The sequence below is a fragment of the Acidovorax benzenivorans genome (genome assembly GCF_028680575.1).
Lineage (GTDB): Bacteria > Pseudomonadota > Gammaproteobacteria > Burkholderiales > Burkholderiaceae_C > Acidovorax > Acidovorax benzenivorans.
The window spans coordinates 1-21,899 of the sequence record NZ_JAPCKI010000012.1 but is presented as its reverse complement, the minus strand read 5'-3'; the positions used below and the strand labels follow the sequence as shown (position 1 = coordinate 21,899).

Annotated in this window: 16 protein-coding genes; 7 read left to right on the top strand and 9 right to left on the bottom strand. The window is 64.9% G+C overall.

Annotated features, from left to right (window positions below):
- The first annotated feature begins 115 nt into the window (after positions 1–115).
- The gene (locus tag OIN59_RS17955; RefSeq protein ID WP_274112434.1) at positions 116–1,609 is read left to right on the top strand and encodes a DEAD/DEAH box helicase; all 1,494 of its coding nucleotides are present in this window, start codon (positions 116–118) and stop codon (positions 1,607–1,609) included.
- 85 nt (positions 1,610–1,694) lie between these two features.
- Here OIN59_RS17955 and OIN59_RS17950 read toward each other — a convergent pair whose 3' ends face one another.
- The 7 genes from OIN59_RS17950 to nosZ all read right to left on the bottom strand — a co-directional run bounded on the left by OIN59_RS17950 (position 1,695) and on the right by nosZ (position 10,982).
- Positions 1,695–2,357, bottom strand: a complete 663-nt coding sequence (locus tag OIN59_RS17950) for a nitrous oxide reductase accessory protein NosL (protein WP_274112433.1) — start codon at positions 2,355–2,357, stop codon at positions 1,695–1,697.
- Positions 2,358–2,364: 7 nt separating this feature from the next.
- Entirely contained in the window at positions 2,365–2,946 is a 582-nt protein-coding gene (locus OIN59_RS17945; RefSeq protein ID WP_274112432.1) for a nitrous oxide reductase accessory protein NosL, read from the bottom strand.
- The gene (locus OIN59_RS17940; protein WP_274112431.1) at positions 2,943–3,758 is read right to left on the bottom strand and encodes an ABC transporter permease; all 816 of its coding nucleotides are present in this window, start codon (positions 3,756–3,758) and stop codon (positions 2,943–2,945) included. Before OIN59_RS17940 ends, OIN59_RS17945 begins: the two co-directional genes overlap by 4 nt.
- A gap of 165 nt (positions 3,759–3,923) precedes the next feature.
- Positions 3,924–4,868 carry an ABC transporter ATP-binding protein gene (locus tag OIN59_RS17935; protein ID WP_274112430.1) on the bottom strand — a complete coding sequence of 315 codons (945 nt, stop codon included), beginning with the start codon at positions 4,866–4,868 and terminating at the stop codon, positions 3,924–3,926.
- Entirely contained in the window at positions 4,843–6,129 is a 1,287-nt protein-coding gene (locus OIN59_RS17930) for a nitrous oxide reductase family maturation protein NosD (RefSeq protein WP_274112429.1), read from the bottom strand. Before OIN59_RS17930 ends, OIN59_RS17935 begins: the two co-directional genes overlap by 26 nt.
- The gene (locus OIN59_RS17925; RefSeq protein ID WP_274112428.1) at positions 6,129–8,750 is read right to left on the bottom strand and encodes a 4Fe-4S binding protein; all 2,622 of its coding nucleotides are present in this window, start codon (positions 8,748–8,750) and stop codon (positions 6,129–6,131) included. The genes OIN59_RS17930 and OIN59_RS17925 overlap by 1 nt, the downstream gene beginning before the upstream one ends.
- A 306-nt stretch (positions 8,751–9,056) precedes the next feature.
- Positions 9,057–10,982: a TAT-dependent nitrous-oxide reductase gene (gene nosZ / locus OIN59_RS17920; protein ID WP_274112427.1), complete on the bottom strand. Its 1,926-nt coding sequence runs from the start codon at positions 10,980–10,982 to the stop codon at positions 9,057–9,059.
- Between the two features lie 606 nt (positions 10,983–11,588).
- Between nosZ and OIN59_RS17915 the strand changes: the two genes are divergently transcribed.
- Both OIN59_RS17915 and OIN59_RS17910 read left to right on the top strand, forming a co-directional pair.
- Complete coding sequence (locus OIN59_RS17915; RefSeq protein WP_274112426.1) at positions 11,589–11,999, top strand: c-type cytochrome; 411 nt, start codon at positions 11,589–11,591, stop codon at positions 11,997–11,999.
- Between the two features lie 12 nt (positions 12,000–12,011).
- On the top strand, positions 12,012–13,058 hold the full coding sequence (locus OIN59_RS17910; RefSeq protein ID WP_274112425.1) for an FAD:protein FMN transferase: 1,047 nt from the start codon (positions 12,012–12,014) through the stop codon (positions 13,056–13,058).
- Positions 13,059–13,074: 16 nt separating this feature from the next.
- On the opposite strand, the gene OIN59_RS17905 is transcribed toward OIN59_RS17910, so the two are convergent.
- A complete protein-coding gene (locus OIN59_RS17905) occupies positions 13,075–13,917 on the bottom strand; it encodes a symmetrical bis(5'-nucleosyl)-tetraphosphatase (protein ID WP_274112424.1) in 843 nt (280 codons plus the stop codon).
- A 573-nt stretch (positions 13,918–14,490) separates the two neighbouring features.
- Between OIN59_RS17905 and OIN59_RS17900 the strand changes: the two genes are divergently transcribed.
- Positions 14,491–14,793, top strand: coding sequence for an H-NS histone family protein (locus OIN59_RS17900; RefSeq protein ID WP_274112423.1), 303 nt, complete (start codon positions 14,491–14,493; stop codon positions 14,791–14,793).
- Positions 14,794–15,039: 246 nt separating this feature from the next.
- On the opposite strand, the gene OIN59_RS17895 is transcribed toward OIN59_RS17900, so the two are convergent.
- On the bottom strand, positions 15,040–15,912 hold the full coding sequence (locus OIN59_RS17895) for a helix-turn-helix domain-containing protein (protein ID WP_274112422.1): 873 nt from the start codon (positions 15,910–15,912) through the stop codon (positions 15,040–15,042).
- 114 nt (positions 15,913–16,026) lie between these two features.
- Between OIN59_RS17895 and OIN59_RS17890 the strand changes: the two genes are divergently transcribed.
- The 3 genes from OIN59_RS17890 to OIN59_RS17880 form a co-directional block, all read left to right on the top strand.
- Positions 16,027–16,434 (top strand): hypothetical protein, encoded by a 408-nt coding sequence (locus OIN59_RS17890; protein WP_274112421.1) that lies wholly within the window; start codon positions 16,027–16,029, stop codon positions 16,432–16,434.
- A 214-nt stretch (positions 16,435–16,648) separates the two neighbouring features.
- Positions 16,649–19,555 carry an aconitate hydratase gene (locus OIN59_RS17885; RefSeq protein WP_274112420.1) on the top strand — a complete coding sequence of 969 codons (2,907 nt, stop codon included), beginning with the start codon at positions 16,649–16,651 and terminating at the stop codon, positions 19,553–19,555.
- Positions 19,556–19,764: 209 nt separating this feature from the next.
- Positions 19,765–21,899: PAS domain-containing protein (locus OIN59_RS17880; protein WP_274112419.1), on the top strand; the 2,135-nt coding region annotated here is incomplete at its 3' end.

Below are 21,899 nucleotides of genomic sequence, written 5' to 3'. Positions count from 1 at the left end.
CTATCAAATAAATAGCATATGTTTGCCTGTCCGCTGACTGCACATACTGCATTTTTGGCCGCTCTGAGCCCGAAAAATCGTTTTTTGGGCCACCGGTGCGACAATAGAGGGCTAAATGACAAGTTCCTTTTCCAATCTATCGCTGGCTGAGCCGCTGGCGCGCGCCGTAGCCGAAATGGGCTACGAGTCCATGACGCCCATCCAGGCGCAGGCCATCCCGGTGGTGCTCACCGGCCAGGACGTGATGGGCGCAGCCCAGACCGGCACCGGCAAGACGGCGGCGTTCTCGCTGCCCCTGCTGCAACGCCTGCTCAAGCACGAGAGCAGTTCCACATCCCCCGCCCGCCACCCTGTGCGCGCGCTGGTGCTGTTGCCCACGCGGGAGCTGGCCGACCAGGTGGCCCAGCAGATTGCGCTGTATGCCAAGTACACCAAGCTGCGCAGCACCGTGGTGTTTGGCGGCATGGACATGAAGCCCCAGACCATCGAGCTGAAAAAGGGCGTCGAAGTGCTGGTGGCTACGCCGGGCCGCTTGCTGGACCACATCGAGGCCAAGAATGCCGTGCTCAACCAGGTGGAGTATGTGGTGCTCGACGAGGCTGACCGCATGCTGGACATCGGTTTCCTGCCTGACCTGCAGCGCATCCTGAGCTACCTGCCCAAGCAGCGCACCACGCTCTTGTTCAGCGCCACGTTCTCGCCCGAGATCAAGCGCCTGGCCAGCAGCTACCTGCAAAACCCCATCACCATCGAGGTGGCTCGCCCGAACGAGACGGCGTCCACGGTGGAGCAGCGCTTTTACAGCGCCAACGACGACGATAAGCGCCGTGCCATCCACCAGGTGCTCAAGACGCGGGGCCTGAAGCAGGCGTTCATCTTCGTGAACAGCAAGCTCGGTTGTGCCCGCCTGGCACGCAGCCTGGAACGCGAAGGCCTCAAGACCGCAGCGCTGCACGGCGACAAGAGCCAGGACGAGCGGCTGAAGGCCCTCGAAGCCTTCAAGAGCGGCGAAGTCGATCTGCTGGTGTGTACCGATGTGGCCGCGCGTGGCCTGGACATCAAGGACGTGCCAGCGGTGTTCAACTTTGACGTGCCGTTCAACGCCGAAGACTATGTGCACCGCATTGGCCGCACGGGCCGTGCGGGTGCGTCGGGCCTGGCCGTCACGCTGGTGTCGGGCAGCGATGCCCGCCTGGTGGCCGACATCGAGAAGCTGATCAAGAAAAAGATCGAACTCGAAGCCATCGAATACGCAGAAGACCAGCCCCGTGGTCGCATCAACGACGGCCGCCGCGCCTGGCGCGAAGCCGACGAGGCGGGTGATGGGCGCGATGCTCTCTCGGCGGGCCCACGCCGTGAGCGCGAACGCGAGCACCGTGGTGGCCGCGAATCCCGCGAGCCGCGCGAACAACACCGGGGTTTTCGCCCCGCAGTCGCCTCGCGCGATCCCTTCTTTGAGAAGCCGTACGAGGCCAGCGCAGCAGCCGACGCAACCCCCGCCTGGGAAGCGGCCAAGTCTGCACAACGCAGCAGCATCTCTGCCAACATCAAGCCCAAGCGCAAGGTGGCGGCACTGTTCAAGGCGGCCTTGCCAGAGACGTCGGTGTAGTGATAAAAATCAGGCCTTTTTAGGCCTGTAGCGCTTGATGGATAAGCGCTAATAGCTATATTTTTAATAGCAAATGAGCTTGCCCTCAGCCTGAATGCAAGCGGTGGTCGGCTCGGAGGTTCGGGGCCAGTCCGCGCAGCAAGGGCGCATCGATGGCGCTGAAAAGAATGGCCCGCCCCCCACGCTGCTGCACAAACCGCTGTGCCGCCCCCGCATCGGCAAACGCGGGCAGGTTGCCCGCCCGCATCGGCCCCATGGCCGAAGACCCCGTCACATACACCGCCTCGTGCGCGTTCAACCAACCACCCGTGTCGGTATCGGTCACATACCGGGCCGCGATGGCGTCGGCCGTGCGGCCCCGCGTGTAGTGGGCCACGTTGCCTAGGTACTGCATCAGGCTGAGCGGCGAGTCGAAAAAGTACGCATCCCCTTCCGCAAAAATGACCTGTGCCGCCCAGGCACGTGCGCGGGCTGGGTACATGCCACACACCGGGCAGCGCGCGTCGGCGGGTACATCGCGTGCTGCGGTCAGGGGCTGGCCCAGCGCTGGGTCGTAGGGCGTGGGCGGCGCCACCACACACACATCGTCGCCAATCCCCTCCAGGGCAGCGTTGCCAGATGGGCGGGGCGGGGTGCGCTGGGGCCATTGCCATGCCACCAGGCCTGCCGAGCCCAGCAACAGGGCTGCCAGGGTAGTGCGTCGGCTGGCCGGGCGCGGGGGAGGTGGGGGTGGTCTCGGCGTAGGCATGGGCGGCTTACATCCGCGTGTCGTGCAGGGCCCCGCCGCTCAGGTCGACCATGGCGGGCGTGATCTCGGCAAAACGCAGTACCTTGCCACCGTATTCGGCGGCGAACTTCTTCGCGTCGGCCTCTTGCGCAAAGCTGCCGATGGTGGGGCCCATGGAGCCGTGGCGCTTACCGCCCACCACGTAGATGGCGGTCTTGCCGTCGATCCAGTGGCCCTGCGGTGCATTCCAGTCGGCTTTGCCCATGTCCTGGACGTACACGGCCTGCACGGCGCGCACCTGTTCGCCGGCCAGCAGGGTGCTGAACAGTTCCACCGTGTCGCAAAAGAACGAGGGCTTGTCCTGCCCCACGAAACGCACCTGCGCCTTGGGGCCGGGGTAGTCGGCCAGCAGCATGCCGTCGAGTTCGCAGCTGGTGGTGCGGTCGATCTCCACGGGTTGGAGGGACTGCGCGCTGTTGTTCGCCTGGCTGCAGCCGGTCAGGCCCGCGAGGCTGGTGAATGTGCCCAGCGATGCGAGGGTGGCCCAGCCCAGCAGTTGGCGCCGCGTGGCGCAGGCGCATTGGTATGGGTGATGGGATTTGTTCGTCATGGCTTGAATCTCCAGCTCGCCAGGCCCAGCGGCACCACGATCCAGCCCGCCATCACCGCGCCCATCAGCCATGGCTTGGCCAAGGCTGGGGGCACGATGCTGGTCAGGCCGTACAGGGTGCGCACGTCGTCCAGCGAGAACACGTTGAGGATGCGGAAAACGTCGGCCGGGTTGAGCAGCAGCAGGTAGGCCATGGCCTCGCCGCCCACGCTGCCGCCCGTGGCCACCAGGGCGCCCAGCAGCAGCAGGTCGAACACCAGCACAAAAAAGAACCAGGCGGCAATCGCCAGGCCCGAGGCGCGTGTGCGCTCGTGCGTGAGCACCGACAGCAGCACCGCCATGCTCAAAAACGCCAGCCCCAGCAGCACCGAGCTGAGCATGAAGCCGCCGTAGTGGAACAGCGCTGCCCCGCTGAACTGCTGGACCAGCAGCACCGCCACCAGACCGAAGCCCGCGAGGGTGGACAGTGTGAGCGCCGCCGCCAACCCCAGGTACTTGCCCAGCAGCAGCTCCAGCCGGGTGATCGGCAACGACAGCAGCAGGTCGAGCGAGCCGCGCTCGCGTTCGCCCACGATGGCGTCAAAGCCCAGCAGCAGCGCGATCAGCGGGATCAGGTAGATCACCAGGCTGACGAGGCTGGCGATGGTGAACTCGATGGAACGAAAGCCCACCGTGCCCTGCTGTGCGCCGCCAAAGTAGGCGATGGCCAGCGAGAACACCGTGAACACCAGCGCCACGGCCAGCACCCAGCGGTTGCGCATGCGGTCGCGGAACTCCTTGCCCGCGATGGTGAAGATTTGAGTGAGTTCCATATCAGTGATCCGTTGGGTTGCAAGCCGCCAGCGGCTGTTGAAACTGGCGCATGCTGGGCCAGGGCCGCCGTGCACGGGCCGCTCCGCCGCACGGGCGGCGTCCCTCTTCCCACGCGCAGCGTGAGAGAAGGGGGAAGCGGCGCAGCCGCTCAGGGGGTTGTCGCTTCATGACTCGCGCAGCCCGAAGTACACGTCTTCGAGCGAAGGCTCGTGGATATTCACATCCAGCAGCCGCGTGCCCAGCGGCGCCAATGCGGCCAGCACGGCCATCTTGGCGCTGCGGGGGCAGTCCACGTGCAGGCCGTCGGGTGTCGTGTTGGTGGTAACGCCCGGCAGGGGGGCCAGTGCCAGCACACCTGCTGCCTGGTCGGCTGTGGCCAGTGTGAGGTCGATGGACAGGGGCATATGCGTCTGTTCGCGCAGCGCCTGCACGCTGCCCAGGGCCTGCAGCTTGCCTGCGGCCAGGATGGCCAGGCGGTCCACGCGCTCCTGCAGCTCGGCCAGGATGTGCGAGGTGATGACGATGGTCACGCCCCGGGCCTGCAGGCCGCGTAGCGTGGCGTAGAAGTCGCGGATGGCCTGCGGGTCCAGGCCATTGGTGGGCTCGTCCAGCAGCAGCACCTGGGGCTCGCCCAGCAGCGCTTGGGCAAACCCGAGGCGCTGGCGCATGCCCTTGGAGTATTCACGCACGGGGCGCTTGCCCGCGTGGGCCAGGCCCACTTGTTCGAGCAATGCGGGGCATTGCGCCAGGGGTGCACCCTTGAGGCGGGCAAAAAAGTGCAGCGTCTCCAGCCCGCTCAGGTTGTCGTACAGCACCACGTTCTCGGGCAGGTAGCCCAGGTGGCGGCGCGCGGCGCGAAAGTCGCGGCCCTGCACGGTGGCGCCGCCCACCCGGATCTCGCCCGAGGTGGCGGGCACCAGGCCCAGGATCATCTTGAACAGCGTGCTCTTGCCCGCGCCGTTGTGGCCGATGAGGCCAAAGATCTCGCCGCGTGCGATGCGCAGGTCGATGCCGTCCACGGCGTGCAGTGCACCGTAGTGCTTGTGCACGCCCCGCACCTCGATGGCGGGGGGCTCGCTCAGGTCAATGGGGGGTGGGTTGCGTGTCACGCTGAAAATTCCGTTGGGGTTGGTTCGGTTGCATGCGGGGCTTGGGGTCCACCACGGTGGGCACGCGCAGCACCGGAAACTGTTGGCCCACCAGGCGCAGGGCCTGCACGGCAGGGCTGGCCAGCAGCAGCTTGATGGTGGGGTGGCGCCAGGTCAAGCGGTCCACCATGTCGTTGGCTTCGTAGGGCACGTCGCCCACGCCGTTGCCGTCGCGGTCCCAGCCCAGGTAGTTGCTCCAGTGGTTGCCGCCCTCGGTGCCCCAGCGCTCGTCGCGGGCGCCCACATAGCGCACCTGCTCGCGGTTGCCGATGAAGTCGTTGCCTTCGACCTTGTTGCGGGTGGAGCCCGCCGACAGGTGCACGCCCACGGTATTGCGTGTGACGAGGTTGCCGCGCAGGGTGACGTACTCCACGTCATAGATGAAGAAGCCCCGGTTGTTCTCGGCCACCACGTTGTTCTCGATCACCGAGTCCTGCATGGTGCGCAGCATGATGCCGTGGTCACTGTTACCCCAGGCGCGGTTGTTGCGCACCACCTGGTCGCGCACCTCCATCAACGCCAGGCCGCCCCGGTTGTAGTAGGTGTCGTTGTCCTCCCACAGGTTGTAGTAGGAGTTCATGTAGTGCGTGCCGTAGCGGCTGTGGTGCAGCCGGTTGCCGCGAAACACGGCGTGGTGCGACACGTCCACGTACAGCGCGTCGCGCACAAAGCTGATGTGGTTGCCCTCAATGCGCGCGCCCGTGGTGTTGTACAGCTGCACCCCGTTGCCGCGCTGCGACGAGCCCACGTCGCGCAGGCCGGTGATGGTGTTGTGCAGCACCTGCACGTCGTTGGCCTTCTCGATCCACAGGCCGAACAGGTTGTAGGTGAGGTCGTTGTTGCGCACCACAGAGCGGTGCGCGCCAGGGAAGATGTAGATGCCCGCGTTCTGGTCCTTGAGGCTGGTGCCCGAGTCGCGCACGATCAGGCCTTCGATCACCACGTCGGGCGCGGTGACGCGGATGGTGTCGCCCGTCTGGCCGCCGCTGAGCGTGGGGCGGTCGATGCCGCGCAGGGTCAGGGCCTTGTCGATGCGCAGGTTCACGCGGTAGAAGCCACGCTGCACCTCCACCGTGTCACCCGGCGCGGCGGCCTTGATGGCGGCCTGCAGGTCTTGCCCGGGGCGCACCTGAACGGTGGCAGCGTGGGCGGGCAGGGCCACCAGGCACGCAGCCAGCGCCACGAATGCGGTGAATGCGGTGGCAGCAAGGGGGGGCTTCATCACGCCAACCCCACCACGGTCTTGATGGCCAGGAAGAGTGCTGCGCCGATCAGCAGGTTTTTGAAGCCCACGTAGCTCAGCATGTCCATCACGCCCGCCCGGCGGTACTGGTCGCGCCACCACGGGCCATCCTTCACATAGCGCTTGCCCGACAGGCGGATCAGCACCTCGTACACGCTCCAGCCAAACCACCAGCCAATGATGGCGCCCGACGACAACGTGCCCAGGGCGGTCATCACCCAGGCCACGCTGGCGGCGATGGCCAGCGAGACGCCTGCCATTTGCAGGCCACGGCCTGATGCCCAGCCTTCGCGGCTCCAGGGCCACAGGTGATCCACCAGCTCCAGCCAGATCCAGCGCAGACCTTGGCTTCCAGCCTTGTGGGCGGGGTGTGCAGGCACAGTGGGCATGCGTGGGTCGGGGCCCTTGGCGGCCTTGGCCGAGATCTGGTCCTGCACGGTGGCGGGGTGGATCGGGATGAAATAGCCATTGGCGCCGATGGGCGTGATTTCCAGGCCGTCCTTTTCGCGGCGCTTGCGCTCCTTGGCCAGGGGCGGGCAGCCCTTGGTGTCGGTGTAGAGAATCATGCAGTCCAGGCAGTGTAGGCATTCGCGGTGGTCGATGCGGCCATCGGCGTCAATCGCCTGTGCGCCGCAGCCCACGGCGCAGGCCTTGCAGCTGTTGCAGTCCTGCTTGCGCTTGAGGCCAAACCACCGGAACGTGCTGGGCATGGCCAGCGAGGCGCCCAGTGGGCAGATGTATTTGCAGTACGGCCGCTCGATGAAGATTGACACGCCCAGGATGGCCGCCACAAACAGGCTGTAGGGCCAGGCGCGGTTCATCACGCCGACCAGGAAGGTGGTCTTGAACGGCTCTACCTCGGCCAGCTTTTCAGCCAAGCCCATAGAGAACATCGACACCACCAGCAGAGCGAAGAACACCGCGTACTTGACCCACTTGAGCCGGTCGTGCCACTTTTGCGGCAGCTGGGTCTGGAACCGCTTGAGACCCACCAGCCTGGCGACCTTGTAGATCGCTTCCTGCAGCGAGCCGAACGGACACATCCAGCCGCAGAACAGGCCACGCCCGAACAGGAAGACGGTGACGATGATGAAGATCCAGAACAGGAAGATGAATGGATCGGACAGGAACAGCGACCAGGTCCACTGGAACAGCAGCGAGTGGAACCAGGTCAGCACCTGCGTGATGGAGGGCTGCGCCATGGCGCCAAAGCCGATCCAGAACACGGCGAGTGCCCAGCAGATGTACTTGAAGCCGTTGACGGGCCACTTGTTCTTGTGGGTGGACAGGCGCGTGAGCTTCTCGCGCAGGGCGTACACCACGGTCACGGCGATCAGCAGCACGGCGAACAGTGCGATCTCGACGGCGCGCGACTTCCACACGCGCACCCACGGAGCGTCGGGCTCGTTGATGGTGGGGCGCCCGCCTTGCAGCGTGGCGGCGGGCAGCCAGTAGGGCGTGTCGAAGCTGGTGAAGCTGCGCGCCCCCGTGGCGCGGTCCACGCGGTTGCCCAGAAAGCTCAGCTTCCACGGATAGGCCGCCGAGAACGCACTGGAGCGGATGATGAAGATGACCGACTCGTTGTAGCTGGGCGCGCCTGCGGCCTCAATGCCATACAGGTTGAGTGCGTCCAGGTCGCGGAAGGTGAACGAATCCGCCCCCTGGCGCACCTGCACGCGGTCATAGATGCCGCCGCGCACAAAGCCCGAGCCCTTGAACGATTCCTTGCCGCCGGTGCGGATGATGAAGAAGGCGTGTTCGCCCTCCTTGAGCTGCAGGCGCAGGTTGTTCCAGCCGTTCTCGCCCAGCACGCTCCTGCCCAGGTCGGGGTGGTTCAGGTCGCCAAACCACAGCTCGATGAAGGGCTCAGGGCCTTTGTCCAGCCCCACTTGTTCGGGCGCCACCCGCAGGCGCTGCACGGTGCCTTGTTGCACCAGTTCAGCCCAGGTCAGGCGCTTGCCGGTTTCTGCATAACGGGCCGGTTCGCGCACCGTGGGCGCGAGGATGCCCACCTGCCGCGCCACGGCGGAGCCCGAGGCCATCATGACCTGGTTCTGCGCGATGACGGTGACGGTGGCGCCCGAGATGGCGTCCAGGCCCAGCACGTTTTCGTCGGGGCGCGACTGGCCCACCTCGATCTTGTCGGCCACCGACTTGCCCAGGTACTGGGCGTTGAACTTGAGCAGCGCGGATTCTGGGATGCCCAGCAGCAGGATGGGCTCGGAATGCTTGAGCACCTTCACGCCCACAAAGCGGCCCTCTTTGTCCATGCCGATCAGCGTGACCACGGGCTTGCCCGAGTAGGCCGGGGTGTCCGTGATGTCGGTAGACAGCATCACATAGCCCAGCAGCTTCTTCTGGGCACTGTTGTTGTCGTAGGCCTCCACGTAGGGCGGCTGGCCCTTGCGTTCAGAAAAATGACTGGCGCCGGGAAACACGTCCTTGCACGGCACCAGCGCGCACATGTCGCGCGCGGTAGCGAGTTCCGCAGGCAGCTCGGCCTCGTAGGCGCCTGCCGCAGCATGCGCGCGCGGCGCTAGCCAAAGGGCTGCCAACAAGACCAGAAGAAGCGTGGCGAACTGCCGACGGAGGGAAATCATGGGACTATCTTTTTGATAGCTGCTGGCGCTTATCTATCAAGCGCTAGCGGCCAATTTCATTCAAATATCTGCTCAGAATTCACAGATGTGCCATCACAGAGCGCTGCGCAGGGCTTCGACAAGCTCAGTCCGAACGGTTGGAGGATGTCTCAAATGCGATCCGTAACAAGCGCAATCTGCGCAACTGGCGCGGCCCAAGCGAGGGCAGCCGAGCAAGGGCCGCCCCGCAGCGAGGGCTGCGTCCCCCTTCCCGGCGAAGCCGAGAGAAGGGGGAAGGCGCGCAGCGCCTCAGGGGGATGCTCCGAATCAAGCTTCCACAATCATCCGCGTGCGCATTTCCAGGTGGAGTGCATGGCAGAAGTGCGTGCAGTAGCACCAGAACACACCAGGCTTGTCGGCCACAAAGCTCACCGACTTGGTCTCCAGCGGGTTCACGATGAAGTTCACGTTGTAGTTCGGGATCGCAAAGCCGTGGGTCAAGTCTTCGATCTTGTCCAGGTTGGTCAGGATCAGCGTGACCTCGTCACCCTTCTTGAGCTTGAACTCGCGCAGGCTGAAGGCCGGGGCTTGCGAGGTCATCTTCACGGTGACCTTCTTGCCGCTGCGGAACACGCCGGATTCCTTGGGGTCTTTGACCGCCAGCGGGAACTCGTCGAGCGTGTAGACCTGCTTGGGGCGCACCAAGTCGCGCTTGAAGATGATGAAGTCATGGGGCTCGCCGCGCACGGGGTGGTCGGCCAGCAGCACCATCTTCTCGCCGGAGATGTCGATGAGCTGTTCGTTCTCGGGGTGCAGCGGGCCCACAGGCAGGAAGCGGTCCTTGGAGAACTTGCAACCCACGGCCAGGATCTTGCCGTCGGCGGCCTTGGTCTCGGACTGCGAGGCGTTCAAGTGGCCGGGCTGGTATTGCACGTCCAGGCGGTCCACCACGTACTTCGCGGTCTTGTCGCCAGCGTGGAACTTGATGGCAGCCTCCACGTTCCACTTCACGACCTGGCTGTCCAGGAACAGGGTGGTGTAGGCATTGCCACGGCCGTCGAACGCGGTGTGCAGCGGGCCCAGGCCCAGCTCCACTTCGGCCACGATGGCGGAGTCCAGCTTTTCGAGCTTGCCTTCAAAGTAGTCGAGCACCTTGGCCAGTTCGATCACGGTGCCGGTGGGCGAGAGCTTGCCGGCGCAGATGAAGTATTTGCCGTCGGGGCTGGCGTTCACGCCGTGGGGGTTCTTGGGCACCGACACGTACGCGGTGAGGGCCGTCTTGGGGTCCTTGTTGGCCTCATGGGTGCCGTCCACCACGGGTACCTTGCTGGTGCCGACGGTCTTGAACTTGCCGGCCTTCACGGCGGCCTCGATGCGGCCCACGTTGAAGAACAGGCAGGCGTCGCGTTCGGCAGACATCATGTCCTCGTACTTCGCGCCCATCTCCACGTTGTACTGGTTGGTGGCGGCCAGCTTGCCGTCGTACGACGTGGCGACCAGGTCGCAGTTGCCGTCGATCAGCACTTGCCAGCGTACTTCCATCGTTTCTGCATCGACGCAGCTGAACATGGAGCGGTACTTGGTGGAATCTTCCGTGCCGGTGTTGGGCAGGGGAATGGCGAACTCACCGCCGCAGAACACGCGCGTGGTGTAGTTGATGGCCGGGTCCACCGGATCGGCCTTGTCCGGGAAGATGCCGTGGAAGCCCTGCACGTTGGGCAGCTTGGTGATCTTGTCGCACACGAAGTAATCGAGGCGGATGCGGGCGATGCGGCTGTTGATCTTGTCGTTGATCCAGGCGTAGCGACCGTCGTAGTTGCCATCCTTGTACGAGGCGTGTGTGTGGTGGGTATCAGCCACCGTGTATTCGAGGTGACCATCGGCCTTGGTGCCCATCACGGCCTTGGACTCGTTGGTGATGCCCCAGCCCACCAGGGCGTCAGGCACGAAGCAAGGGATGCGTGTGATCTCGCGGCCCGAGGGCAGGCCCAGCACGCGCATGTCGCCGGTGTGGCCGCCGCTCCAGAGGCCGTAATAGGTGTCCAGCTCGCCGGGCTTGAGGTGCACGCTGGCGCCAGCGGCGGCATGGCTGGCCGCAGGTGCCGCCGGGGCGGGGGCCGCAGGCGTTGCCGCGCTGGGCTTTTCGTTGCAGGCGGCGACGCCTGCGGTCAGCCCTACCAGGGCGGCCGTGTTGATGAAACTGCGTCGGCCCAGGCCAGCAGTGGGAAGGGGGCTGTCTTTTCTCTCGGTCATGGTTTTCCTCTTTGGGATCGCTCAGTTGAAAAGGGGTGGTGCGCGTGCAGGGGGGCTGAGCGCCACCCTGTCGCGTGCGGAAAGTGATGTGTGAAAACGGGGCTGGAACGTGGGGGCTGCGGCAGTGGTTGCTGCTGCGAGCGGGGTGGTGGGTGGCGTGTCGGCTGCGAGGCACAAAGGGCAATCGAGGGCTGTGGCATCTGCCGCCAACAGGCCCTCGGCGGTCTTTACCACCAACTGGGCGCCACCGGAGCCGGAGCAGACCAGCTCCAAACTTCGGGGTGCTACCAGCGGAGAAGCCACCGCTGCACCCAGCGCCATGACAAACCACGCCAGCACCCAAAGGCGCAGTGTTCGCAGGGTGTGATGGCTTTGCATGGTGTGGATAATAGATTCACATAATATGAATCAATTTGATCTGGATCATGTTTTGGCAGGGGTCGCACCTGCCCAAAAGTGCTTCTTGCACCTACAGTCAATGCACCGGTCTGAAGCGGTGCCTGTGCAATGCCCCTAGAGGTTTTCCAGGCCAGGTCTTGGGCGCGTTGCACGCGCGCTCGCAGGCCCTCTCAGGCAATTTTTAACCCCATGAACAGGATGTATGCGATGCAAAAGAAAACCGTGATGGTCGCCGTAGCGATCTTGGCCGCACTGTTGGCCGGTTGTGGCGACAAGAAGTCGGAGCCCACCCCGGCTGCTGCACCCGCTGCGGTGTCGGCCCCAGCACCAGCGGCGGCCCCTGCCGCCCCGGCTGCTGCAGAAAATGAACTGGGCAAGAGTGTGTTTGGCAAGACCTGCGCCATGTGCCATGCCGCCGGTGTGGCCGGTGCCCCCAAGCCAGGCGACAAGGCCGACTGGGGCCCGCGCATTGCCCAGGGCAAGGACACGCTGTACAAGCATGCGATCGAGGGCTTTACCGGGGCCAAGGGCATGATGCCCGCCAAGGGGGGCGCTGCCAACCTGACCGACGCCGAGGTCAAGGCTGCCGTGGATTACATGGCCGACAAGTCGCTCTGAGCGGGAGGCGCCATGCAGCAAGCTTCTCTGCGCCCGCACGGCCTGTTGCGCCGTCGCATGGTGATGGCGCTGCCCTTGCTGGGTGGCGCGGTCTGGGGTGTTGACGCGGTAGCGGGCGCACGGGTGGTGTCTGAACGCAGTTCGCGCCCCCTGATGGGCACGCAGGTGGATATGGCGGTGGAGGGTGTCGATGGGCCCCTGCTGCGCCGCGCCATGGACCGGGCCTATGCAGAGATGCAGAGGCTGGAGGCGCTCATGAGCCGCTACCAGCCACGCAGCGTGGTCAGTCGCATCAACCTGGCGGCGGGCGTGACGCCGGTGGTGGTTCCGGCCGAGGTCATGGCGGTGCTGCAGAGCGCACAGCGTGTCTCGGCAACAAGCCGTGGTGCCTTTGATGTGACTGTGGGTGCTTTCAAGTCCTGGAACTTTGGCCCGGGCGAAAAGGTGGTGCCCGGCGCCAGCGAAATCGCGCGGCAACTGCCGCTGGTGGATGCCCGCAGCCTGGTGCTGGACGTGGCAGCAGGCACTGCCTTCCTGGCCCGCCAGGGCATGGCGCTGGACCTGGGCGGCATCGCCAAACTTCCGATCCTGGAAGCCGGCATGAACATGCTGCGCTCTGAGGGAGTCGAGAACGCCATGATCAATGGCGGTGGCGATGTGCTGACCCAAGGTCTGTGGCAAGGCCGACCCTGGCGTGTCGGGCTGCGCGACCCGCGCTCCCCCGAGCGTCTGCTGGGTGTGGTGGCCGTGGCGGGCGCTGGTGTGGTGGCCTCGTCGGGCGACTATGAACGGTTTTTCTTCCACGAAGGCCAGCGCCAGCACCATGTGCTCAATCCGCGCACAGGGCGCCCGGCATCGGGCGTGCATGGCGTGAGCCTGGTGGCGCGGGATGTGGCGGCTGTCAACGGTCTGGGCGCCGCGCTGATGGTGCAGGGCCCGCAGGCGGGCAGGGCACTGGCGCAGCGCAGGCCGGGGCTGGCGGTGCTGATTGCCGGGCAGGACGGTGGTGTCTGGCAGTCCACCGCCATGTCGGCCCTGCTGGAGCCTGTGCCGTCCTAAACCTGCTGCGGTTTATTCAGCCCAGGGCCTGGGCCTGTTCGCAATGCACTTGCAGCAGCTCGCGTTCGGCCAGCGTTGCGCCAAAGCGCACGGCGCTCAGGCAGCCGCCCCACACGCAGCCCGTGTCCAGCCCGAGCAGATCGCAGCGATTGAGCCAGCCCAGCGTGGACCAGTGGCCGAAGGCCATCAACGTACCGGCTGTGCGCCGCCCTGGCACGTCGAACCAGGGCATGAGGCCGGGAGGGGCGGCGCTGGCGCTTTCGGTGCTTTCAAAATCCATCACGCCGTCGGTCGAGCAAAAACGCAGCCGGGTGAGCGCATTCACGATCACCCGCAGGCGATCTGTGCCGGTCAGGTCGTCGCGCCAGTGGTCGGGGGTGTTGCCGTACATCGCGTGCAGAAAATCGGGCAGATTGGGGCCGCGCAATACCGCATGCACTTCGTCTGCGTATCCCAGGGTCTCTGCGGCAGACCAGGCGGGCAGCGCACCGGCATGCACCATCAGCAGCGTCTGCCCGGCATGCGTGTGGGCGCGGGCCAGGGGCTGCTGGCGCACCCAGTCGAGCAGCACAGCGCGGTCGGGGGCGTCCAGCACCATGCCCAGCGTGTCGCGCCGCGAGGGCTTGCGCGCACCGTGCGCGGCGGCCAGCAGGTGCAGGTCGTGGTTGCCCAGCAGGCAGCGGATGGCGTCGCCATGGCGCATGCAGCGGCGCAGCACAGCGGCCGAGTCGGGCCCTCGGTTGACGAGGTCGCCCAGCAGGTAGACCGTGTCGCGGCTGGCAGAAAAGCCGATGGTGTCCAGCAGGCGGCCCAGTGCGGCGTCGCAGCCCTGGATGTCGCCGATGCAATAAATTGCCATGGTGGTCTTTGAACGGGTTCTTATTGAGTGAAGCGTGGATTTTCTGCTGATCGCGCTGTCGGCCCTGCCATCACATGGGTCGCTATCGAGTTTGGCGAGCTGGCGCCCCAAAACATCGGGCCGTTTTGCCCGGAGGCTCTGTTCCGCCCGGTAGCTTGATCTATGCCCTGCGTGACCAAGTCTTTCCCTGCGGTGGCTGTCGTTCTCGACGCAGGGTGCGTCGGGATATTTGGTACCTGCTCGGCGAGGAGTGAGGCCGCTATAACAACCTCGATGGTATTTTGATGGCAGAAACGGGCCATTTACCGGCCATAGGCGGGCCAACTGTGTGTCGGCCCGTTATTCGAGGTGCAGGTCCTGGAGGGCAAAACGCATTGGCCGGGGTATTCGCGCAGTCCGAACGAGCCTTTTGGGTGGTAGCGAACTCTTGGGCTATGGGCTGATGACTGTTGATGAATATGCCCCTGCCAAAATTTTGTGGTTTCTTAATGCAAAAAATGCTTAAAGCGTGTGCGGCGGGCGGTTATCCATATAATCGGGTTGTCTCCAACCTCATTTCCCTATTCAGACACTATGACCAGCTACAAAGAACTTTTGAAGCAGCGTGAAGCGCTTGAGCAACAAATCAGCGAAGCCCGTCGCCGAGAATTGTCGGACGCTGTAGCCCAAGTGCGCGCCCTGGTGGCCGAATATGGTCTGACCGCTCAAGACGTGTTCCCTGCGGGCCGGGCGGCAGGCAAACCCGGCCGTAGCTCTACCGCAGGCACCAAGGTGGCCCCCAAGTACCGTGACCCAGCTACCGGCCAGACCTGGACCGGCCGTGGCAAGGCTCCCAAGTGGATTCAGAACGAAAACCGCGAAAAGTTCGCCATCTGAAAAACCCAGTATTCGCTGTGTTCGAAAAATAGCCCGCCGTTGCGGGCTATTTTTTTGTGCCGCCCCGCATTCGGTGAAGGGGTGCCACGCCGGACTTGGTATCTGAAGCGTCTGCACCTGACGCTGGCGGCAAGAAATCCACACCCAGCATTCAATGGGTGGTTATCGAAAACACGGCGTCCAGGCCTGCGGCGGGTCATGGCACCAAAACCGCCGTAGGCGTGTGGTTGGTGAACCCACGGGTGGTCAATCAGCGCCATATTGTTGCGCCATCTCCCGCAGTACCTGGGCAGTAAATGCATCGGCCGGGAAAAACGATTCCACCGCCAGCTCCTGCAGCGTCACGTCCACCGGGGTGCCGAATATCGTGGTGGTGCTGATGAGTGACAGCATGCCGTGCACGCTCTCAAAACAAAAGGGCATCACCACGCCCAGCATTTCTCCCTCCATGACGAGTGGGGCGGATTCATCGGGGACGGGGTATTCCAGCAATTCGCTTTGCAATGCGAGCAATGCCGGGTCGGCCGTGGCTTGAATCTGCTGGCGAAGGCGCTCGAAAAGGTGGTGGCGCCATTGCGCCAGATTGGCAATGCGTGATGCCAGGCCCTGTGGGTGCAGGCTCAGGCGGAACACGTTGACGGGGGGCGCGAGCAGTTCGGGGCTCACATGCGCGGCCAACAAGGCCTGCGCGGCGCGGTTGGCGGCCATGACGTTCCAGCAGCGGTCCAGCGCAATGGCGGGGCAAGGCTCATGCCCTTTAAGGACCAACTCCACCGCCTGGCGCGCTGCCGCCAGTGCTGGGTCGTCCAGCGCGCGTTCGCGGTACATAGGGGCGTAGCCTGCAGCGACCAGCAGGGCGTTGCGCTCGCGCAGCGGGATGGCCAGGCGCTCGCACAGGCGCAGCACCATGTCGCGGCTGGGGTTGGTGCGGCCGGTTTCCATGAAGCTCACGTGGCGCGTGGAGATGTCCGCCTCGTCGGCCAGCTCCAGCTGGCTCAGGTGCCGCTGCTGGCGCCAGGTGCGCAGGTGGTCGCCAAACGAGGTGGGCCCCGCCGGTGCCGCGCGGTGCGGCAAAGGATGGCGCGGGGAGCGGTGGGAGGACGGTGCGGTGGAGGTCATGGCCGCCATCCTAGGCGCTAACCGCACACGGGCCATTACCTGGCAGGTCATCGACGCGGTGCGCCGTGGCGGGAACGATGGAGCCTTCTTTCTTCCTCAACCAAGGAGTTTTCCATGTTCAAGCTGATGTCCTCCCCCCGATTCCTGCGCGCCGTGGTCTGGTTTGACGCCTCCACGGGGGTTCTGCTCGGTGCCCTGCATCTGCTGCTGACCGAGCCCCTCGCCGAGTCGCTCGGTCTGTCGCCGGGGCTGCTGCAGGTGACGGGCGCCATGCTGCTCGGCTACGCCGCCATAGCCATTGCGGTTGCGCGGTCCGAGCCCATGCCGCGTGGCTGGCTGTGGGTGCTGATCGTGGGCAACTTTGCCTGGGCGCTGGCCAGCCTGGCGCTGCTGCTGGGTAACGCCGTGGCACCCACGTTCCTGGGCCAGGCGTACTTGGTGGTGCACGTGGTGTCGGTGGCACTCATTGCCGAGCTGCAGTGGATGGGGGTGCTCCGCCTGCCTACCTGGGCCGCAGCTTGATGGGTCGCTGCTGATTGCTCCTAAATATATAGCTATATGCGCTTATACAACAAGCGCTAAGGGCGGTTTTGATGCGGATTCTGGATGCGGGCGGCGTGGGCTGAGCGCCCCCACCGCGCCGCATGGGCTTGGGGCCGGGCTTGCATGGCCCCACGATTGCATCGTCATGCAGGACTGCCAGAATAGGCCTTGTTGCCTTTCACAGGAGTTCGCCATGGCCGTATCACGCAAGTTGTCGCCCAAGCCCGCCCGCCACGCGTTTGCCAACACCCTCAAGAGCTTCAAGACAGCGTCTGGCAAAGCAGGGCAGTTCTACTCGCTGCCCGCGCTGGCCAAGCAGTTCCCGCAGATCCAGCGCCTGCCGGTGTCGATCCGCATCGTGCTCGAATCGGTGCTGCGCAACTGCGATGGCCGCAAGGTCACGGCCGAACATGTGCAGCAGCTCGCGCACTGGGTGCCGAATGCCGTGCGCACCGACGAGATCCCGTTTGTTGTCTCGCGCGTGGTGCTGCAGGACTTCACCGGCGTGCCACTGTTGGCCGACCTGGCTGCCATGCGCAGCGTGGCCGCCAAGCTCGGCAAGAATCCCAAGAAAATCGAACCACTCGTGCCTGTGGACTTGGTGGTGGACCACTCCATCATGGTCGACCACTACGGCAAGAAAAATTCGCTCGACCTGAACATGAAGCTCGAATTTCAGCGCAACAAAGAGCGCTACGAGTTCATGAAGTGGGGCATGCAGGCCTTTGACACCTTTGGCGTGGTGCCCCCGGGCTTTGGCATCGTGCACCAGGTCAACCTCGAATACCTGGCGCGTGGCGTGCACAAGCGCAAGGACGGCGTGTACTACCCCGACACCCTGGTGGGCACCGACAGCCACACCACCATGATCAACGGCATTGGCGTGGTGGGCTGGGGCGTGGGCGGCATCGAAGCCGAGGCCGCCATGCTGGGCCAGCCGGTGTATTTCCTCACGCCCGATGTGGTGGGCTTTGAGATGACCGGCCAACTGCGCGAAGGCGTGACCGCCACCGACCTGGTGCTGACGGTGACCGAGCTGCTGCGCCAGCACAAGGTGGTGGGCAAGTTTGTCGAGTTCTTTGGCGAAGGCACGCGTACCCTGGCGCTGCCCGACCGCGCCACCATCGGCAACATGGCGCCCGAATACGGCGCCACCATGGGTTTCTTCCCGGTGGACGAAAAGACCATCGACTACTTCAAGGGCACGGGCCGTACCAAGGGCGAAATCGAAGCCTTCGAGGCCTACTTCAAGGCCCAGGGGCTGTTTGGCGTGCCGCTGGCCGGTGAGGTGGATTACTCGCAGGTCGTCAAGCTCGATCTCGGCAGCGTCACCCCCAGCCTTGCGGGCCCCAAGCGCCCGCAAGACCGCATCGAACTGGGCAAGGTCAGCAGCCAGTTTGCCGACCTGTTCAGCAAGCCCAATGCACAAAATGGCTTCAACCGCCCGGCCGAACTGCTGCACACGCGCCATCACATCCACCGCCATGGCGAAGCTGTGGCCGAAGAGGCCACGCCAGACGGCAAGCCCACGCCGGTCGGCGCTCCGCGCTCGGTGGTGGAGATGGAGGCCAACAAACCTGCACTGGCCACTGCGCACGACGAAGCCCGCCTGGCCACGCTGCCCACCAAAGGGGCCGACCCCACCGTGGGCAATGGCGACGTGTTGATTGCCGCCATCACCAGCTGCACCAACACCAGCAACCCCAGCGTGTTGCTGGCCGCAGGCCTCTTGGCCAAGAAGGCGGTGGAGGCGGGCCTCAAGGTGCAACCGCACATCAAGACCTCGCTGGCGCCCGGCTCGCGCATCGTCACCGAATACCTCACGCAGACCGGGCTGTTGCCTTATCTGGAAAAGCTGGGCTTTGCGCTGGCGGGCTACGGCTGCACCACCTGCATCGGCAACGCGGGCGACCTCACGCCTGAGTTGAACGAGGTCATCACTAGCAACGACCTGGTCTGTGCGGCCGTGCTGTCGGGCAACCGCAACTTCGAGGCGCGCATTCATCCCAACCTCAAGGCCAATTTTTTGGCCAGCCCGCCGCTGGTGGTGGCGTATGCCATTGCGGGCACGGTACTCAAGGACCTGATGACCGAACCCGTGGGCAAGGGCAAGGGCGGCAAAGACATCTACCTGGGCGACATCTGGCCCACCAGCGACGAAGTCCACGCCCTGCTCCAATTCGCGATGAACGGCAAGGCCTTCCGCGAGAACTACGCCAAGGTGGCCACCGACCCCGGAAAGCTGTGGGAAAAGATCAAGGGCGTGAGTGGCACGGCCTATACCTGGCCCGCCAGCACCTACATTGCCGAGCCGCCGTTTTTTGCCCAGTTCGCGCTCGACAAGGGCGCGGCGGCGGTGTCGACGGTGCAGGGGGCGCGCATCATGGCGCTGTTTGGCGATTCCATCACCACGGACCACATCTCGCCCGCAGGCTCCATCAAGGAGAGCTCACCCGCAGGCCAGTGGCTGCTGCAGCACGGCGTGCAAAAGGCGGACTTCAACAGCTACGGCGCTCGCCGGGGCAACCATGACGTGATGATGCGTGGCACCTTTGCCAATGTGCGCATCAAGAACCTGATGATCCCGGCCACCGCCGATGGCTCGCGCGAGGAGGGGGGTGTGACGGTGTTCCAGAACGAGGGTGCACTGCAGGGCGAGAAGATGTTCATCTTTGACGCGGCCATGCAGTACATGGCGCAGAGCACGCCCACCGTGATTTTTGCGGGGGAAGAGTACGGCACAGGCTCCAGTCGCGACTGGGCCGCCAAGGGCACGCAGCTCTTGGGCATCAAGGCTGTGGTGGCGCGCAGCTTTGAGCGCATCCACCGGTCCAACCTGGTAGGTATGGGCGTGCTGCCGCTGCAGTTCAAGGCGGGCGACTCGTGGGAGGCCCTGGGCCTGACGGGCAACGAGGTGATTGACGTGGTGCCCGACGCCGCACTCACCCCGCAGAGCGACGCGAAGCTGGTCATCCACCGTGCCGACGGCACACGCCAGGAGGTGACGGTAACCCTGCGCATCGACACGCCCATCGAGGTGGACTACTACCAGGCCGGAGGCATCTTGCCCTTTGTGCTGCGCCAACTGCTGGAGGGTTGAGGGCGCGCTGCACCCTCCTGCAGCACTGCGTCGCGCCCTGCGCTGATGCGTGCGCGCAACGCCGGGGTGTACCGCCGTCCCAGGCTATCCCAGACGGGGCTTCGGCCCCGTTTTTCATGGGGCGGGCGCTCTGGTCATTTCCTTACGCGTCGATACACTTGTGGCGTTGTGCGGCCATTTTGCTGGCACTGCCTTTCACCCTTTTGCCCATGCCCCCTCCCAACAGATCTTCGGCAGTGCGCATGCCTTGGTTGGATGCGCCCGCCATCACCGTGGTGCTGGTGGTGGCAGTGCTGGCGTTGGTCGTGGTGCCGCTGGCGCAAATGATGGGCGACGGGGCTGGTGCCCAGCAGGGGCTGGAGCCGTTTCTGGAGCTGGTGGCGGTGCTGCTGGGGCTGCTGGTGGTGTCGGTGTCTATGCATGCCCTGGAGGCGCAGGAGCAGGCGCGCGCCAATGTGCTGGTGGGGGGTTTTGGCGTGGCGGCGGCCTGCAATTTTCTGCACGCGATGCTGGTGCATTCCGGCCCTGTGCACATGTCCTCGGGCAGTGCCGATATGTCGTTGTGGTTGAGCAGTTGGGCGCGTGTGGCCGAAGTCCTGACTTTGGGGCTCACCGCCACACGCTTGTCGGCCCCCGGCCCGGCCCGCGCCTGGCTGGGCGTGGCGGGGGCCATCACGCTGGTGCTGGCAGGCTCGTTGCTGGGGCCGCTTCCGCAGTGGTTTGCCCATGCCGCCGACGGCGCCTTACGCCAAGTGGTGGCCGTGGTGCTCGCCCTGGCGCTGGCCGCCAGCGCGGTGTTGTTGCATCGCCGCAGCCGCCACGATGCGGCCCCGCGCGAGCGCCTGTTTGCCTGGGCGGCAGGGGCGTTTGTGTGCGGCGAGGTTACTGTGGGCGTGCTGGGCGGACATTCGACGCTGGGTGGGGTGCTGGCCCATGGCTTTCGGGTGGTAGCCTACGCACTGCTGTACCAGGCGGTGTTTGACGCGGGCATCCGCCGCCCCTTTGCGCGCATTCAGGAGGCCGAGAGCCGTTTGCGAGAGAGCGAGGGCCGCTTGTCGTTGCTGGGGCGCAACCTGCCGCACAGCGTGTTGTTCCAGGTCGTGCGCGAACTAGATGGCCGGGTGCACTTTGTGCACATGGGCGAAGCCATCGAGCGGCTCAACGGGGTGAGTGTCGAAGACGTGCTGCAGGACCCACGCGTGCTGTACCGGCAGATCCTCCCGGAGGACATTGATCGCTTGCGCCAGGCCGAACGTCAGTCCTACCTGTCCATGACCAGTCTGGAGGCGGTCTTTCGGTTGCGGCGCACCGACGGCCAGGTGCGCTGGATGCACCTGAGTTCGTCACCGCGCCGGTTGCAGGATGGACGCGTGCTGTGGGACGGCGTGCAAACCGACATCACCGCCCACCACCAGGCTGAAGAGGCCGCACACGCCCAACAAGCGCTCATGGCCAACACACTGCGCCATGTGCCGGGCGGTGTGTCGCGGATTGATCGGGATTTGCGCGTGTTGTACGTCAACGAACAGCAGGCACTCTGGTTGTTCACCACGCCGCAGGACCTGGAAGGGCAGCGGCTCCAGGATGTGATTCCGCCCGAAGTGTTTGCGCGCATCAAGCCGCACCTGGACAAAGCCTTTGCGGGCGAGACAGCAGTGTTTGAAAACCGCATCGATGGCCCTGATGGCACGCAGTTTCGCCACACCACCATCGCGCCAGAAAGTGTCACCGCGCAAGGGGTGGCGGCCGTGGTGTTGTTTGCTTACGATCTGACGGCCCTCAAACGCATCGAACAGGAGCTGGCGCAGCAAAAGGCGCACCTGGCCAGCGTGGTCAACGCCATGCCCGACATGGTGTTTCTGAAGGACGCCAACGGGGTGTACCTATCGGCGAACCCGGTGTGCGAGCGGTTTGCGGGTAGGCCCGAGCGACTGATTGTGGGATGCAATGACTACGACCTTTTCCCTCCTGCCGACGCTGAGCGCTTTCGCAAGTACGACCAGCGCGCCATGCAGGCTTGGCAGCCTGTGGTGTATGAAGAGACGCTCACCTTTGCCGACGACGGCTACCAGGGCCAGTTCGAGACCATCAAGACGCCCATCCGCGACCTGCATGGCGGCGTGACCGGCCTGCTGGGCGTGTGCCGTGACATCACAGACCGCAAGCGAGCAGAACAGGAGATCGAACGCCTGGCCTTCTTTGACGCGCTCACGGGTTTGCCCAACCGGCGCCTGCTGCTCGATCGCCTGCAACGCTCCATCGCCGCCTGCCAGCGCAGCAAGAACCTCGGCGCCCTGCTGTTCATCGACCTGGATAACTTCAAAGACTTGAACGACACCCTGGG

What these genes read in the sequence shown, in the direction of transcription:
- OIN59_RS17955 (WP_274112434.1), top strand. Translation starts at nt 116, where the DNA reads ATGACAAGTTCCTTTTCCAATCTATCGCTGGCTGAGCCGCTGGCGCGC.
- OIN59_RS17950 (WP_274112433.1), bottom strand. Translation starts at nt 2,357, where the DNA reads ATGCCTACGCCGAGACCACCCCCACCTCCCCCGCGCCCGGCCAGCCGA.
- OIN59_RS17945 (WP_274112432.1), bottom strand. Translation starts at nt 2,946, where the DNA reads ATGACGAACAAATCCCATCACCCATACCAATGCGCCTGCGCCACGCGG.
- OIN59_RS17940 (WP_274112431.1), bottom strand. Translation starts at nt 3,758, where the DNA reads ATGGAACTCACTCAAATCTTCACCATCGCGGGCAAGGAGTTCCGCGAC.
- OIN59_RS17930 (WP_274112429.1), bottom strand. Translation starts at nt 6,129, where the DNA reads ATGAAGCCCCCCCTTGCTGCCACCGCATTCACCGCATTCGTGGCGCTG.
- OIN59_RS17925 (WP_274112428.1), bottom strand. Translation starts at nt 8,750, where the DNA reads ATGATTTCCCTCCGTCGGCAGTTCGCCACGCTTCTTCTGGTCTTGTTG.
- nosZ (WP_274112427.1), bottom strand. Translation starts at nt 10,982, where the DNA reads ATGACCGAGAGAAAAGACAGCCCCCTTCCCACTGCTGGCCTGGGCCGA.
- OIN59_RS17915 (WP_274112426.1), top strand. Translation starts at nt 11,589, where the DNA reads ATGCAAAAGAAAACCGTGATGGTCGCCGTAGCGATCTTGGCCGCACTG.
- OIN59_RS17910 (WP_274112425.1), top strand. Translation starts at nt 12,012, where the DNA reads ATGCAGCAAGCTTCTCTGCGCCCGCACGGCCTGTTGCGCCGTCGCATG.
- OIN59_RS17905 (WP_274112424.1), bottom strand. Translation starts at nt 13,917, where the DNA reads ATGGCAATTTATTGCATCGGCGACATCCAGGGCTGCGACGCCGCACTG.
- OIN59_RS17900 (WP_274112423.1), top strand. Translation starts at nt 14,491, where the DNA reads ATGACCAGCTACAAAGAACTTTTGAAGCAGCGTGAAGCGCTTGAGCAA.
- OIN59_RS17895 (WP_274112422.1), bottom strand. Translation starts at nt 15,912, where the DNA reads ATGACCTCCACCGCACCGTCCTCCCACCGCTCCCCGCGCCATCCTTTG.
- OIN59_RS17890 (WP_274112421.1), top strand. Translation starts at nt 16,027, where the DNA reads ATGTTCAAGCTGATGTCCTCCCCCCGATTCCTGCGCGCCGTGGTCTGG.
- OIN59_RS17885 (WP_274112420.1), top strand. Translation starts at nt 16,649, where the DNA reads ATGGCCGTATCACGCAAGTTGTCGCCCAAGCCCGCCCGCCACGCGTTT.